11 protein-coding genes and 3 pseudogenes are annotated in these 16,097 nt (G+C 54.5%); 13 read left to right on the top strand and 1 reads right to left on the bottom strand.

Features of this window, described 5'->3' with window-relative positions:
* Positions 1-66: 66 nt before the first annotated feature.
* Both JFY56_RS13445 and JFY56_RS13440 read left to right on the top strand, forming a co-directional pair.
* Entirely contained in the window at positions 67-2,025 is a 1,959-nt protein-coding gene (locus JFY56_RS13445; RefSeq protein WP_208314248.1) for a methyltransferase domain-containing protein, read from the top strand.
* Between the two features lie 91 nt (positions 2,026-2,116).
* Positions 2,117-2,365 (top strand): annotated as a pseudogene (locus JFY56_RS13440) (sensor histidine kinase); the annotation flags it as partial.
* Positions 2,366-2,424: 59 nt separating this feature from the next.
* Here the strand turns inward: JFY56_RS13440 and JFY56_RS13435 are convergent.
* Positions 2,425-2,842 (bottom strand): annotated as a pseudogene (locus JFY56_RS13435) (IS66 family transposase); the annotation flags it as partial.
* A gap of 88 nt (positions 2,843-2,930) precedes the next feature.
* Here JFY56_RS13435 and tnpB point away from each other — a divergent pair.
* The 11 genes and pseudogenes from tnpB to JFY56_RS13380 all read left to right on the top strand — a co-directional run bounded on the left by tnpB (position 2,931) and on the right by JFY56_RS13380 (position 15,608).
* Positions 2,931-3,290 carry an IS66 family insertion sequence element accessory protein TnpB gene (gene tnpB / locus JFY56_RS13430; protein ID WP_236032602.1) on the top strand — a complete coding sequence of 120 codons (360 nt, stop codon included), beginning with the start codon at positions 2,931-2,933 and terminating at the stop codon, positions 3,288-3,290.
* Between the two features lie 19 nt (positions 3,291-3,309).
* Positions 3,310-4,097, top strand: a pseudogene (gene tnpC, locus JFY56_RS13425) (IS66 family transposase); the annotation flags it as partial.
* 418 nt (positions 4,098-4,515) lie between these two features.
* A complete protein-coding gene (locus JFY56_RS13420; protein ID WP_208314287.1) occupies positions 4,516-5,949 on the top strand; it encodes a mannose-1-phosphate guanylyltransferase/mannose-6-phosphate isomerase in 1,434 nt (477 codons plus the stop codon).
* An 18-nt stretch (positions 5,950-5,967) separates the two neighbouring features.
* Complete coding sequence (gene gmd, locus JFY56_RS13415; RefSeq protein WP_208314286.1) at positions 5,968-7,062, top strand: GDP-mannose 4,6-dehydratase; 1,095 nt, start codon at positions 5,968-5,970, stop codon at positions 7,060-7,062.
* A gap of 17 nt (positions 7,063-7,079) precedes the next feature.
* A complete protein-coding gene (locus JFY56_RS13410; RefSeq protein WP_208314247.1) occupies positions 7,080-8,162 on the top strand; it encodes a DegT/DnrJ/EryC1/StrS family aminotransferase in 1,083 nt (360 codons plus the stop codon).
* A 159-nt stretch (positions 8,163-8,321) separates the two neighbouring features.
* The gene (locus JFY56_RS13405; RefSeq protein ID WP_208314246.1) at positions 8,322-9,104 is read left to right on the top strand and encodes an ABC transporter permease; all 783 of its coding nucleotides are present in this window, start codon (positions 8,322-8,324) and stop codon (positions 9,102-9,104) included.
* Positions 9,101-9,853: an ABC transporter ATP-binding protein gene (locus JFY56_RS13400; RefSeq protein WP_208314245.1), complete on the top strand. Its 753-nt coding sequence runs from the start codon at positions 9,101-9,103 to the stop codon at positions 9,851-9,853. The genes JFY56_RS13405 and JFY56_RS13400 overlap by 4 nt, the downstream gene beginning before the upstream one ends.
* Positions 9,854-9,921: 68 nt before the next feature.
* On the top strand, positions 9,922-12,144 hold the full coding sequence (locus JFY56_RS13395; protein WP_236032590.1) for a glycosyltransferase family protein: 2,223 nt from the start codon (positions 9,922-9,924) through the stop codon (positions 12,142-12,144).
* Positions 12,135-13,784 (top strand): glycosyltransferase, encoded by a 1,650-nt coding sequence (locus JFY56_RS13390; protein ID WP_208314243.1) that lies wholly within the window; start codon positions 12,135-12,137, stop codon positions 13,782-13,784. The genes JFY56_RS13395 and JFY56_RS13390 overlap by 10 nt, the downstream gene beginning before the upstream one ends.
* Entirely contained in the window at positions 13,781-14,401 is a 621-nt protein-coding gene (locus tag JFY56_RS13385; protein WP_208314242.1) for an acetyltransferase, read from the top strand. Before JFY56_RS13390 ends, JFY56_RS13385 begins: the two co-directional genes overlap by 4 nt.
* The gene (locus JFY56_RS13380; RefSeq protein WP_208314241.1) at positions 14,370-15,608 is read left to right on the top strand and encodes a glycosyltransferase; all 1,239 of its coding nucleotides are present in this window, start codon (positions 14,370-14,372) and stop codon (positions 15,606-15,608) included. Before JFY56_RS13385 ends, JFY56_RS13380 begins: the two co-directional genes overlap by 32 nt.
* Positions 15,609-16,097 lie beyond the last annotated feature (489 nt).

Raw genomic sequence — 16,097 nt, 5'->3', positions numbered from 1 at the left:
CAATAAATACCGGCCGAGCAGCCCGAAATCAAAAAACTGCCATAAAACCCACAGCAGATAAATTAAATGTCCGACAGCATCCTAAATATACATGTACTATATGAGAGCTCTGCCGGTGGACTTCCCCACGGCTGCAGTGAAATTCGGCTAATTCGTCCATTGTCTCACCCATCTATAAGCTCTGAAGTATCGCTCACTTACGGAACTGACCTCCCTGACATCCCATTTGACGTGATTATCATTGAGCGTCTATGGGACCACACTTGCGACTGGCATTATCATCACTCAATATTGCAGCGCGCTAGACTGCAAGGCGCAAAAATAATCTACGAACTAGATGATAATTTATTAGATCTCAACTCTAAAGCTGGCGACACCAACTGGCCAACGTCATCCCAAAAATTATGGCTAATGCAAATGGCGCGCTTTGCCGACGGAGTCATAGTCTCAACTCCCAATCTCGCAAAAAGACTTTCCAGCTTAAACAAGAACGTCGTAGTCTTAGAAAACTTCTTGGACGAGCAGTTATTTTTCTCGCCGCCAACTCTTCCGTCACAAACCAACCACAGTCAAGTCAAGTTCGGATACATGGGTACTTACACCCACATAGATGACCTAATTTCTATTATACATCCCCTTAGACGAACTCTAAGAAAACACTCATCCAAGGTCAGCTTTGAAATACTAGGGATAGGCGACGCTCCAACTATAAGAGAGATGTTCGCAGATCTTCCAGTTAAGATCCTTTCCGTCCCGCCTAGTGACACCCCATATAAAAACTTTACATCTTACTTCAAGAGAAACATAAACTGGAACTTCGGGATCGCCCCCCTAATAGACTCAGACTTCACGAAATGCAAATCTGACATAAAATATTTAGATTATGGCGTCCATGGAATACCCGGAATATTTTCCGACACCCCAGCTTACAGCGCCACCATCTCTCATTTAAATACTGGAATCCTGGCAACTGATAATTCTTCTTGGGAATACTGGCTGGAGAGTTTAATACTTGATCAAGAACTCCGCCAAAAACTAGCCCACAACGCACACACACAAATCTGGAGCGAACGCATGTTAAAAACTACAGCTTCAAGATGGACAGAAGCGATAAGAAAGTTAGTTTCTCTCAGCCACTCCTCCACCCAAAGTTCCTCTATACCCGGCCAAAGCTTCACCCCCTCCCAGAATCTCTCCCGAAATGAGAAAGTTCTATTTGGATGCAACCTTCGGGGAATAGGCCTTGAAATTGGTGCATCCTACTGCCCAGTCGCCCCCAAAAGTCAAGGTTTCAATGTACATGTCTTGGATCATGCTGACGCTAGCACACTAAAGGAGAAGTATAAAAATCAGAATGTCGACATAAGAAAAATTGAAGAAGTCGACTATGTATGGTCTGGCCAACCACTTCATGAACTGACAGAAAAGAAAGACTACTATGATTGGATAATAGCATCACATGTCATAGAGCACACTCCAGATCTCGTCTCTTTTTTACAGCAATGCGAAATAATGCTAAAGCCTGGCGGGATATTGTGCCTAGCAATTCCTGATCATAGATACTGCTTTGACATATTCAGACCAACCAGTACCCCAGGCGAAGTAATTCAAGCTTACGTAGAAAAACGCCGTCGACATAGCCTATCCGCCATATGGGATCACTTCTCGATGATCACTAGAAAAGGCGAGACCGTAGCATGGCATAAAGGGCACTCGGGAAATTTCAACTTTATCCATCCCAGTCTTGATGATGCAAAGAGGATGCTTGCCTTTGCTCAAGAGTCCGATGAATACATTGATGTCCACAACTGGAAATTCACACCATCTTCATTTAAACTAATTCTGCATGACATCCAATCGCTTAATTACACATCTTTCAACATAAAGAGTTTTTTCGCAACAGAAGGCTGCGAGTTCATCGTGCAACTCTGCAAAGAAGATACTCTCAACGAGCTAAGCAACGCACTGCGGGAGGAGATTATAAAAAATCGGCTAAAAGAAGCTCTAGAAGTCGAACTAAATTAATTATCAGGGCTCGCAAATTCTTTTAGCTCGACATCTTATAACTTTAAGATGTCGAGTTTCTTAAACCGCATCAGGCTGAAACGATAGCGCCATGACTATATTTATTTCTGATTGGCAACGTCTTATTCCCTTGCTATTTATTACGTGTTTTCTCACCCTTCTCTGGCACCTCCACCACTTCGCCAATCAGTACTACCGCGAAGAACTGGCCCAGCAGAACCGTCAGACCCTCGATCTTTACGTCGCCAACCTGCTCGGCACGCTGCGGCTCTATCAGGATCTACCACCGATCCTGCGCGAGCTGCCCGCTCTCCGCCAGGCCCTGCAGCAGCCTGGCAATGAGGAGGTCAGGGCGTAAGCGCTCCACCAACCCCATCTTCCCTTGACGGGGCTCTGCGATCAGGCTGCGTTTGTCGGCGAGCAGTTCCACGGCAGCAGGGCTTCGTAGTCTCCGACGCCGCTGGCCGATGGCAGGCGTTCGAGGATGTGACGTAGCCAGGCATAGGGCTCCTGCCCGTTGGCCTTGGCCGTTTCGATCAGGCTGTAGATCTGTGCGCTGGCCGTGGCGTCTTTGGGCGTATCGCTGAACAGCCAGTTTTTGCGGCCGATGACGAAGGGGCGGATGGCGTTCTCGGCGCGGTTGTTGTCGATCGGCAGATGACCGCCTTCGAGGTAGCGCACCAGCTTGCTCCAGTTGTTGGCCCACCGCCTTGCCCAGGGCTGTCTGCCCGGCGACCTGTGGCTGGGTCTTGCCCAGCCAGGTTTTGAGCTGATTGAGCAGGGGCTGGCTGCGCTGCTGACGCCCTTCGAGGCGCTCCGCATGTAAGCACTCCACAACCCCCGCCTACAAATGCTCCCTGGCGCTGGAGATGCTGTTGCTCCGTTTTTCACAGGAGCCTGTTCTCATGATGCGTCCCGACACCAAGGTGCAGAAGGTCTACCTCTATCCGAAGCCTGTCGACTTCCGCAAATCCATCAATGGCCTGTCCGCGTTGGTCGAGCTGGACATCAAGGTGGAGGTGTTCAACCCGGTGCTGTTCGTGTTCCTCAACCGGGCTCGCAGTCAGGTGAAGATTCTGTACTGGGAGCGCAATGGCTTCTGTCTGTGGCTCAAGCGTCTGGAGGCCGAGCGTTTCAAGACCAAGCCCGATGCCGGTGACGAGGCCATCGAATTGACGGTCGATGAACTGAACTGGCTGCTCGACGGTATCGATCTGTGGCGCAACCGCCCGCACCAGGTGCTGACCCCGCGTTTCGTGGCCTGAGCCTGTATAATCCGGCGCCATGAAATCTGCTGCAGACGCCCTCCCTGACGACCCCATCCTGCTCAAGGCTCTGATTCTGCAATTGCAGCAGGAGAATGCCCTGCTGCGTCACAAGTTATTCTCGCCCAAGTCCGAGCGCAGCCCAGAGGATGTGGATTCGCCGCAGTTGGCGATGTTCAACGAGGCGGAAGAACTGGTCGAAGCCATGCCTGATGCCGTTGCTGAAGAAGCCGAGGAAGAGGTCGTCGCCCCGGTCAAGCGCCGTGGTAAGCGCAAGCCGCTGCCGGCGGATCTGCCGCGTGTGGAGGTCGTCCATGACCTGCCCGAGCACGAACGGACCTGCGAATGCGGTGCCTGCAAGCAAGTGATCGGCGAGGAAACCAGCGAACAGCTGGAGATCATCCCGATGCAGGTGCGGGTCATCCGCCACATCCGCAAAACCTACGCCTGCAAGGTCTGCGAAGCCGGCCTGGTCACCGCCGACAAGTCGGCGCAACTGATCGAGAAAAGCCTGGCCAGCCCCAGCGTGCTGGCGATGCTGCTGACCACCAAGTACGCCGACGGCATCCCGCTGTATCGCTTCGAGAAGATGCTCGCCCGCCACGGCATCGAGATATCCCGGCAGACCCTGGCGCGCTGGGTGATCCAGTGTGGCGAACGCTTGCAGCCTCAGCTCAACCTGATGCGCGACCAGCTGCTGGAATACCCCGTGCTGCACTGCGACGAGACGCGCCTGCAGGTGCTGCATGAACCCGGGCGTGACCCACGAGCCAATCCTGGATGTGGGTACAAAGCGGTGGTCCGCCGCAGACGCCTAGCCGCGCCATCTACTGCTAGTCAACAGGTGACAGCCACCGAATACAGCCGGACAATATCGGGGACACGCTGCGGATTTTCAACGCGATGCGGTGCCGATGCTAGCGCGATGACAGCAATTTTGCTCCTGTTACGGAACCAACCGACACGAGCGCAATCAAATCGCCACCAAGCTGGGGAGACGTTGACAAACGACTTCCCATTGCTGATAGCGAAGAATTCTTTGTCGACAAGAATCAATGCGTTAACCTTCCGCCCGCCGTAGGAAAACGTTGCTCGCTGAGAGAGACATCGAGAGCAGGAGGCATACTCCTCCCCCACGGTAGCGCTCTAGGAGTACGCGCACCAGACTCTAGCGCCGAATTCCCCTGATCTTCGGACGCTCAGGACAAGTTACACAAGGATAAATCTGATGCTATTTCCTGTGATCATTTGCGGTGGAGCCGGCAGCCGCCTTTGGCCGGTGTCCCGAGAAGCACACCCCAAGCCTTTTATGCCCCTGCCTGACGGGCAAAATCTCCTGCAAAAGACTCTTCTGCGCGCGCTGGCACTGAGCGATGTTTCAGAGGTAATGACGGTTACCAACCGAGAACTCTACTTCAAGACGGAAGATGAGTACCGCGCACTGGCCCCTAGACCATGCATCCTCAGCTACGTTCTAGAGCCATTTGGCCGCAATACCGCTGCAGCAGTCGCTTCGGCCGCGCTTCAGTTGAACTCGGCTCACGGACCTGATGCACTGATGCTAGTGCTACCGGCGGACCACCTGATCAAGGAAGCGGAGGCGTTCGCCGAGGCCGTAGCCCATGCCACCGAACTGGCAAAGGGTGGCTGGCTGGTAACCTTCGGGGTTCAACCACAGTACCCGGAAACCGGATTCGGCTACATCGAGAGCAGCAACGAACCTCTGGAAGGTGGGTTCAAGGTAAGGCGCTTTGTCGAAAAGCCGGATCGAGTGACAGCTCAGGAGTACCTCGTCGCAGGTAACTATCTCTGGAACTCCGGAATGTTCTGCTTCCGTGTTGGCACCCTGCTCGACGAAATGAATATCCATGCGCCAGAGGTTGCCTCTGCCGTCGAGGCAACCATCACTGAGTCGCGCCTAAGCAAAGGGGAGCATCATCGCTGCCTGACGCTCAATGCCGAACATTTCATAAAGGTACCGGACATTTCCATCGACTACGCGCTGCTGGAGCGCTCGAACAAGGTTGCGACTGTTCCCTGCGATCTGGGTTGGAGCGATATTGGATCCTGGGCCGCTCTGTCGGAACTGACGAGTGAGGACCCGGATGGCAACCGCTGCGATGGTGAGGTCCTGCTGCACTCAGCCAACAACAACTACGTCCACAGCCCGGACCGCCTCACTGCACTTGTAGGCGTGCAAAATCTGATCGTCGTCGATACCCCTGACGCAATCCTCATTTCACATCGAGAGCATTGCCAGGACGTGAAACAGATCGTCGCCCAGCTAAAGAAAAAAGGGCATGACGCACACCTGCTGCACCGCACCGTACATCGCCCCTGGGGTACCTATACCACTCTGGAGGAAGGCGACCGTTTCAAGATCAAGCGTATCGTCGTCAAACCGGGCGCCTCTCTTTCGCTACAAATGCATCACCATCGTAGCGAGCATTGGACCGTGGTGTGCGGTATGGCGAAGGTAACCAATGGTGAGAAGTCGTTTCTATTGAACACGAACGAATCGACTTTCATTCCTGCGGGGCATCAGCACCGTCTGGAGAACCCAGGAGTTATCAGCCTGGTACTGATCGAAGTACAGAGTGGTGAGTATCTCGGGGAAGACGACATTGTCAGGTTCGAAGACCGCTACGGCCGCAAGTAAGCAATAACGAGGATTTAAATTTTGAGCAAGAAGACTGCACTGATCACGGGCATCACTGGACAAGACGGCGCTTACCTCGCGGAACTATTGCTCAGCAAGGGTTACGCGGTACATGGTATCAAGCGCCGGAGCTCGCTGTTCAATACTGACCGTATCGATCACCTCTACCACGACCCACATGACAAAGGGTACGACCTGACCCTGCACCACGGTGATCTCACTGATTCCAGCAGCCTGATCCGTATCGTGCAAGAAGTTAAGCCGGACGAGATCTACAATCTGGCAGCGCAAAGCCACGTCGCTGTTTCGTTCGAAGAGCCTGAATATACCGCCAACTCCGACGCCCTCGGCGCGCTCCGCCTGCTGGAAGCAATTCGTATCGCCGGGCTGGAGAAAACCACCAAGTTCTATCAAGCCTCGACATCCGAACTGTACGGACTGGTGCAGGAAATTCCGCAGAAGGAAACCACCCCCTTCTATCCTCGCTCGCCCTACGCGGTCGCAAAGCTCTACGCCTACTGGATCACCGTCAACTATCGCGAAGCCTATGGCATGTACGCATGCAACGGCATCCTCTTCAACCACGAATCACCGATTCGCGGTGAGACTTTCGTTACCCGGAAAATCACCCGTGCCCTTGCCCGAATCAAGCTTGGCCTTCAGGAGCGTCTTTATCTCGGCAACATGAACGCACTTCGCGACTGGGGCCATGCTCGCGATTACGTCGAGATGCAGTGGCTGATGCTGCAGCAGGAAAAACCTGAAGACTTCGTGATTGCCACCGGAGAACAGCACTCGGTACGCGAGTTCGTTGAGCTGGCCGCACGCGAAATCGGTATCGAGATCAAGTGGGAAGGTGAAGGCGTCGATGAAAAAGGCTTCGATGTCTCGACTGGGAAATGCATCGTGGCCGTTGACCCCCGCTACTTCCGTCCGGCAGAAGTCGAAACGCTGCTGGGCGATCCGAGCAATGCCAAAGCGAAGCTTGGCTGGGTACCAACTACATCGTTCCAGGAACTCGTTTCGGAAATGATGCGCGAAGACATGAAAGATGCCATGCGCGATGAGCTGGTAAAGCAACATGGATTCAAGTACTTCAACCATCACGAATGATTGGTCGGACCGCGAAGATGATTCCTGTTTATCAACCGTCGCTCGGCGGTAAAGAGAAAGAGTACGTCAATCAATGCCTGGACACGACGTGGATCTCCTCTAAAGGCGAGTTCATCAGTCGCTTCGAGAACGCATTCGGCGAGTTCATTGGCGCGAAGCACGCGACGACCGTGAACAACGGCACAGTAGCCATCCACCTCGCCCTCGAAGCGCTCGGCATAAGGACCGGCGATGAGGTGATCGTTCCGACGCTCACCTACGTCGCCTCGGTCAACACCATCATGCAGACTGGCGCCATGCCGGTGTTCGTCGACTCGCTGGAAGACACCTGGCAAGTGGATCCGGCCGATATCCGACGCAAGATCACGCCCCGGACACGCGCGGTCATGGCCGTTCACCTGTACGGGCTGCCTTGCGATATGGACGAGATCACCGCCATCTGCCGGGAACATGATCTACTGCTCATCGAGGATTGCGCGGAAGCTTTCGGCACCCTGTACAAGGGGCAGCACGTTGGAACGTTCGGCGACGTCGCTACGTTCAGCTTCTTCGGCAACAAGACCATCACTACCGGCGAAGGCGGGATGGTCATCGCGAAAGACGAAGCGGTATTCCGTCGCGCCTGCCACCTGAAGAACCAGGGTGTTTCCAGCACACGGGAATACTGGCACGACGTGCTGGCCTTCAATTATCGGATGACCAATATCTGTGCAGCGATCGGTCTTGCCCAGATCGAACGGGCGGACACCATCATTGCGAAGAAGCGCCAGATTGCGCAGTGGTACAAGGATGGCTTGGCGGGTCTCCCTCTCAAGACGCACGACGAGCAGCCAAGTACGACCCATTCGTTCTGGATGTGCTCGATCGCAGTGGACGACCCTGCGGCTCGTCAGCCTCTGAGGGACCACCTGAAGGCTGCCGGGATTGAAACACGACCAGTGTTCTACCCGTCCCATACGTTGCCCCATTGCGCTGCCGAAGGGTCATTCCCGACGGCAGACTCGCTGGCATCGCGCGGCATCAATCTGCCAAGCTTCCCTGACTTGACCGAAGGCCAAGTCTCGGAAATTTGCGGAGAGATCAAGCGGTTCTTCGCATAATCCTCGGACGGCCGGGCGAAGGGTGCAGTGACCGACTTTAGGTCCGCGCGCTGCTCTCCTCGCTCGGCTCGTTTTCGGACGTTGACAAGGTAGGCCACAGTCAAAGGACGTCGGCAACCTGACCATCTCCCCCCGACAACAAACAACCCGGATCTTCTTTTGTCTACTTATCTTCGGAACATCTGGAACACTCGTTACTTCTGGGTGCACCTGTCACTCTCTGATCTGCGCTCGCGTTGGAGAAGATCGTTCTTCGGAATACTCTGGACGATCATCCAGCCGCTCGGCATGACGCTCCTGCTGGCGGTCGTTTTTGGCAAGGTGTTCAAGATCGAGATCAGGGATTACGCTCCCTATATACTTTCCGGAATGATCATCTGGGAGTTCGTCACCGCATCGGCGACCGCTGGATCGCTATCGTTCGTCCAGGCGGATGCCTATATCAAGCAGTGCAACCACCCCCTGGCCATCTATACCCTGCGCACAGTACTGACAAACCTGATCGTCCTTTGTCTGGCCAGCGTCACTCTTGTGGCCTGGGTGCTGGTCGTGATGCCTCAGAACTTCGGCTGGTCATGGCTGGCGGCATTGTCCATCTATCCAATCCTCGCGTTGATCGCATGGCCGCTCGCCACCTTCCTGGCCTATGTCGCGACTCGATTCCGCGATCTTCCGCACGCACTGGGACTCCTCCTCCAGGCGATGTGGTTCGTTTCCCCGATCTACTTTGAAGCGAAGCTATTTCGCGGCGGGGACCTGCACGCGCTGGTCGATTACAACCCCATCTACCACATGCTGGAGATCGTCCGGGCCCCTCTGCTGCAGGGACACTGGCCTTCACTGGAAAACTATGCCTACTGCGGCGGCACCATCGCGCTGCTCATATTGCTGGCTGTCCTTCTAGGCAGAAGGGCCGAAAGAAAAGTTATCTTCTATCTATGAAAAACAACCACATCCGCCTGGAAAAGGTGAACCTTTTCTATTCGTCGGTCGCCTTCAAAGAGCGGTCACTGAAGTCCTTGGCAGGCCGACTGCTGAGTTCTCGGAAAGCCAAGCACGAAGTGCACGACGTCCATGCCCTGAAAGATATCAGCCTCGACATTCGCCCCGGGGAACGGGTCGGCCTGCTCGGCCACAATGGAGCGGGGAAAAGTACCTTCCTCAAGATGCTGGCAGGACTTTATCCGATCACTTCGGGCGCACGCAGCGTTGTGGGTACCGTACGATCGTTGTTCGACCTCAGCCTGGGTTTCGAGCCAGACGCGTCCGGTAGGGAAAACATCCTGTACCGTGGACTGTTGCTCGGCCTGTCTCCCAATTTCATGCGCGAGATCGAAGAAGAGATCGTCGCTTTCGCAGATATCGGCGAGTTCATCGATTATCCGATCAAGACCTACTCGGCGGGCATGCAGGTGCGCCTCGCGTTTGCGATTTCTACCATCGTGGGTGGCGACATCCTGCTACTGGACGAGGTAATTGGGGCAGGCGATGCCAACTTCATGACCAAGGCCAAGCAACGGATACTCAGCCTGATCGAGCAATCCGAAATTCTGGTGCTGGCATCCCACGATTTCCAAACGCTCGAATCCATCTGCGATCGCGGCCTGGTATTCCACCATGGCCAGCTGGTTTTCGATGGCCAGGTCGACAAGTGCATTCAGGAATACAAGAAGGTCAATAATCTCTCATGAGAGCAGATTCCGCTTTTCGAGTAATGTGGCTTCTAAACCATACTTCCGCGAGAAAGTTTGAAGTCGCTATGCTGAAGGCAATAGGTGTGAATGAAATATACACACCTAAAGTCTTTCCGTCTGACCCAAGTTTTCGCTCAGCCTCTGTCGATTACTCTGAAGACGCGAATCTGAGTATTCCGCAAGACGACCTGGCAAGACTGAACAGCATAAACTGGTACGAGTCGCCAACGCCCCAGGACTGGGAGATCGCGAACAAGTATTTCGATGTATGTTTCTTCATCATTCACAATGTCGAAACGATTAAAACAGCTTCCCGGTATTTCCGTGGCTCGCTTCTTTGGCGGGCTTATGGGCAACCCCGGGACATAAACTACACGAGCATCCTGCAAAGCCTGAGCAGGGATATTGGAAACAAGTGGATCCAATCACTGGGGTCCAGATTCTATTTCGCTCAAGCCTATGAGCACCTCGCAAGCGTTGAGGATCACTTCCTTCAATCCAGATCGCTGTATCTTCCACTTGGCATGATGGATGCCCAGCCAACCAATAGCTGGGAAGGAAATGATCCAACAATACTTTTCGTATGCCCTGACATTGCCTGTAATCCATACTACCGAAAAATCTATGAAGCCTTTACATCAGACTTTTCCGGACTTCAATACAAGATCGCGGGAGCGCAGCCGCTCGATGTAGATGACAAGAACGTACTTGGCTTTGTAACCGCTGAAGAGCACCAAAGCAACATGACGCAATCACGCGTGATGTTCTATCACTCCCAAGAGCCGTTCCATATCCACTATCACCCATTCGAAGCCGTGAAAGTAGGTATGCCGCTGGTGTTCATGGCGGGAGGACTTCTTGACCGGCTGGGAGGAGTTGACCTCCCTGGCCGCTGCACCAGCATCAAGGAAGCAAAGAATAAAGTTACGCGAATATTGGCTGGAGATTCAGCTCTCATTGATTCCATTCGGAGGTCGCAGACAGTTCTTCTCGAAGCAATGCGCTTCGAGCGGCATGAACCTGTATGGCGCAGTGCATTTGATCGTATCAGGCAGGACATGGCGCGCTTGCATGAAGAACATCAGCAGCGCAAACGAAGACCGAAACGTACGCGAATTGCCGTCGTCGTCCCAATAGCCTATCGAGGCGGATCGTTGCGCGGCGCACAATTGCTTGCCCAAGCCATCGAGCATGGAAGCCAGCAGCATGGCGAGCCTTGCGAGGTGGTTCTGGTACATCTTGAAAAAGGGTACTCGGACTCGGATTTCGCCGACCTTCCCGTATCCATTAAGCGCCGCACCTTCAGCTGGAAAACCCTCCAGGCGAGCGAGGCAAGGCGCGCCATGCGCTATTCCGGACACTCTAACTGGGAACCTACAGCAAACAGCTACTTGGTAATGGATGACGGAATCAAGCATCTTCAGGACTGCGATCTCTGGGTCATGGTATCCGACAGGCTAAATGGGCATCTGCTTCCTGCGCGTCCGGTCGTGCACATGGTCTACGACTATCTGCAACGCTATGCGGATATCCTCTCTGGACATTCGGACCAGTTGTTCCTCGATGCCGCCCGGAACGCGGAGCAGGTATGGGTAACCACAGAGTTCACCCGTCAGGATGCAATCCAGTATGCCGGCGTTCCGCCTGAAAAAGTGATTAAGCTGCCCATGCTGGCTCCGACATTCAAACGGCAGACATTAGCGCAGAACCTTGAGCGCCGCGGCTATTTCGTATGGACGACCAATGCGGCGCCACACAAGAATCACGAAAACGCCTTCAAGGCACTGGAATACTACTACACGGAACTTTCCGGATCATTGGAGTGCGTGATTACCGGCGTGAATAGCAAGAAGCTGCTATCCGATCCGCCCAAGCACTTACAGGAGCTCATGGCCCGTCTCGAAAACTGCGAGGCATTAATGAACCAGCTCTCCTGGCAGGACGATCTCCCCGATCGCGAATACCAGCGAATGTTGTCGAACGCGGCATTTCTCTGGCATGCCGGACGCGTCGATAATGGCACCTTCAGCGTAATCGAGGCGGCGTCGCTGGGTGTCCCGTCCCTGAGCAGTCGCTATCCAGCCATGGAGGAAATCGAGTCCCAGTTCTCCCTAAGCCTGGCCTGGATGGATGCCAACGATCCCATAGGCATGGCACATGCTCTCAAAGATATGGAATCGACCTACCTGACCCGCAAGACGCTGCTTCCGACTGCCAAACAACTGTCGACCAACAGTATCGATCAATTATCTGGTGCCTATTGGGAGGCAGTCCGCAAATGTCTCTGAAGTACTATGGCATCTACCTAGCCTATGCCCCCACAGTGGACCTGCGCGGCGAAGGGCTGGGCCGCTATCTCGCATCGTTCCTGAAGGGGGCCGCCCGACAACCGGAAGTCCGTTTCGTCCTGGTCTGTCCTAGCTGGTCTCGGAAAAGCCTCCAGGCCCTTTTTGAGGAGGAACAGGTTCCCCCCGACACCTTCGAGCTCATCTCTCCCAAGGGAATTCCGCCGATCCTGCATTGTTACGAAGTCTGGGATCGCTTCCGCAAGCGCTCACTGCGCAAATCCCGCCTGCGGCGGCTAGCCGAGCGCGCCAAGGAGTGGAAAGCGACATTCCTGGAAAAGACCCTGCACCAGATCGCAGGGGCTCAGTCTTTCCCTGTTCTGGCTCTCAAACTGATACCACTGGGCTTGCTCGGGCTATTGGGCATCCTGTTTAGCCCTCTATTGTTTGCGGCAGCAGCCATTTATGCCACCAAGGTATCCAGCCGGCGCCTTGTAGAGCGTCTTACCCAGCCCTTGAAGCGCATGCGCCGTCGCATCCAAAAACTGTCGCATCAACCAAAGGATGATGGCCTGGCAGTCCGCATGTACCGAGAAATGGAGAATGTCGAAGCGCGACGCATGCAGGAAATGATCAATACGCAGTCCCATGTTCGCGCGTGGTATTGCCCAACAGCTTTCTGGCCCGAATTCAACAAAATCAAGGCTCCCCGGCTAGTATGCGTACCTGACGTGGTAATGTCCGATTTCGCGGTTGGATTCTCCACTATTGGCCCGGACCGCATGCTGAAAGTATTCCAGGATGTGGGTAAGACAATCGAGGGCGGCGACCGATTCGTCACATATAGCGAGTCGGTCAAATGGGAGACCCTCGTCGACCGATATGCAGTGGCACCGTCTCGGGTGTCAGTAGTCAACCATGCTCCAAACGACCTGACTCGATGGGTGTCCGTCACGGGATTCAACGACAACGTGAGCACTTCACGAACCTACTGCAGACGGCTTCTGGAGACCGCGCTCCGTCGCACCCTGAAAACACCTTATGGTGCCGGCTTCCTGAACAGCGATTTCAAGTTTTTCTTCTACGCCAGCCAGATTCGGCCAAACAAGAACGTGCTCACCTTGCTGCGCGCCTACGAATATCTTTTGCACAGGAAGTTGATTGGACACAAATTGATCCTGACCGGACACGCCGCCGCTAGCCCCGAGGTAAGTACATTCGTTCTGGAACACCGTCTGGAAAAAGAAGTGCTATTTCTCCATGGCCTCAAAACCTCCGAACTAGCCGCCTGTTATGCCTTGTCCGACCTGGCGGTCAACCCAAGCCTGAGTGAAGGCGGCTGTCCCTTCACGTTTACAGAGGCGCTATCCGTGAACACGCCAGTAGTAATGGCGCGAATTCCGGTTACCGAGGAAGTACTTACAGAACCCGAGCTTCAGGAAGTCACATTCTTCGACCCATACGACTGGAAGGACCTGGCTGGCCGGATTGAATGGGCGATCGAACATCGTGATGAGCTACTGGCCATCCAGCAGCGTACCTACATGCAATTGTCCAAACGAAGCTGGACCGACGTTGTCGATGAACACCTACAGATTCTCGAAAATATGTCCCAGGAACGGAACCAAGTGGTGAGTCTGTGAAGCAACCGGACAAACTACTGATCCTCGGCTTCGGTGGACATGCCCGAAGTGTCGCGGATGTCGCCCTGGCATGTGGCTATCGACAACTCATTTTCGTCGACCAGAACGCCCGCAAAGGGGAGTCGTTCGCCGGTTTTCCGGTCGTGAAATCCATTGCAGATAACCTGCCTGCGGATTGGGCGGGATTCCCTGCCTCCGGCGACGGGCGCAAAAGGCAATCTCAGTGCGAAGAAATTTGGAGTCTGGGACTGGCCCTCGCCACCCTGATTTCCCCTGCGGCGACGACAGGGCCTGATTGCACGGTATGTGAAGGATCGTTCGTCGGGCACCACGCCCACGTCGGGCCCGCGACTCGCATCGGTGTAGGCTGTATCGTGAACACTGCTGCTGTCGTGGAGCATGAGTGCACCGTCGGTGACTATTCGCATATCTCGGTCAACTCCACGATGGCAGGGCGAAGCTCACTCGGCAGACTCTGTATGCTCGGCGCAGGCGCAATCCTCATCGATGGTATCAGTGTCGGCGACGAAGTAACCATCGGCGCAGGAGGCGTCGTTCACCGCTCAATTAGCCTGCCGGGTACCTATGTCGGCGTTCCGGCTGTCCGCCTGCCCTGATCTCAGGCAATCTTCCAGGAGTACCAAAATCAAGGTTCTTCATATTTACCGCACCTATTATCCCGACCCACCGGGAGGGCTCCAGGAGGCCATTCGGCAAATCTGCAAGTCCACTCGAGCACTTGAAGTCGAGTCGCGGGTTTTTACGCTATCTCCATCCCCCACCCCTGCGGTTGTGACGGTCGATGGCGTTGCGGTCACACGTGCCCGCTCCTGGTGCGCACCCGCATCGTGCGACCTTGGAGGACTCCAGACGCTGCGCGCATTTGCGGAGGCAGCGGCGTGGGCAGACATTCTCCACTTCCACTTCCCCTGGCCGTTCGCCGACCTGCTGAATCTGCTTCCCGTAGCCCAGAAGCCCAAGGTGCTGACCTATCATTCGGACATCGTGCGGCAACGATTGCTGGGTGCGCTCTATGCGCCATTGATGAAAGCAACGCTGCGCTCCATGGACGCTGTGATAGCCACCTCTCCTACCTATGCCGAGAGCAGCGAGCCCCTTCAACGCTACCTTCCAGCAGAACGCCTTGAAGTGATTCCACTCGGAATGACCGACCGAGTGCCCGCCACGGAAACTCTGACGAGAAGCACCGATGTATTGAAACGGCTGGACCTCGAGTCCAATCCATTCATCTTGGCCCTTGGCGTTCTCCGCTACTACAAAGGACTCCATACGCTGATTGCGGCCGCGCATCGCATTCGGTGCAAGATTGTGATCGCCGGCTCTGGCCCCGAGGAAGAGAGGCTTCGCTCGCAGGCAATACAACTTGGTGTAGATAATGTCATCTTCGCGGGCCAGGTATCGGACAGCGAGAAACAGGATCTGCTCGCCAACTGCGAGATTTTCGTACTTCCTTCACACCTCCGCTCTGAAGCCTTTGGCATGGTCCTACTGGAAGCTTCCATGCATGCCAAACCGTTGGTGTGTTGCGATATCGGCTCCGGAATGTCCTACGTGAACAAGGACGGGGAAACAGGCCTCTTGGTGCCTCCCGAAAACCCTGAGGCTCTGGCCGCAGCGGCGAACAGACTATTGGGCGACTCGGAACTTCGAGCGAAAATGGGAAGAGCAGCCAGAGAACGTTTCCTTTCCAGATTTACCGATGAAGTCCTCGGCCATTCGTATGCGCGCCTGTACTCCGATGTTCTGAGTCGTCACCGATATGACACTACTAGTCCCAGGTTAGGGCCCTCGCAGCTTGGATAGCCCTTCAAGCCACGATGGTTGGCGTCACCGATCCACCAAAACATCGGGCTCCGGTGAGAATTAATTCTTCGCCCAGTCCGATGTCGATACCAATTAGAAACTGGTGCCCATTACATTAGTACAGCGATCAACTGCATGGAGTATCCTTGATAGATAGATCCCACACAACCGGGAAAGCACCGCCAGCCCAACGCCAGTCATGCCGATGTCAGTTCAGGAACAGCAAGCCGCGTTTCTATGGCCTGGCCAAAAACTCGCCCCATTTGGTAACGTTGTGCACCTTGCCGGGCCGATGCGTGACCTGCCGAACGTTATAGTCAGCAGTGAAAGGCGTACCCGTAGCGCAAGAGAATCCTATATAATATGCCAAGCAGGGCATAGATTGAAGCGTATAGTCACCAACTGTTTCAATGATCGCCCTTTGAAGAAGCAGAATAACTCCAATAGACATGCCTAGTTAATAAAGCCCTGCCGTAATGACTATTTCGT

It is taken from the genome of Pseudomonas schmalbachii (assembly GCF_017589465.1).
In the GTDB taxonomy this organism is placed as follows: domain Bacteria; phylum Pseudomonadota; class Gammaproteobacteria; order Pseudomonadales; family Pseudomonadaceae; genus Pseudomonas; species Pseudomonas schmalbachii.
Note: the sequence above shows the minus strand (reverse complement) of the source record. Positions and strands in the feature narration are given on the sequence as shown.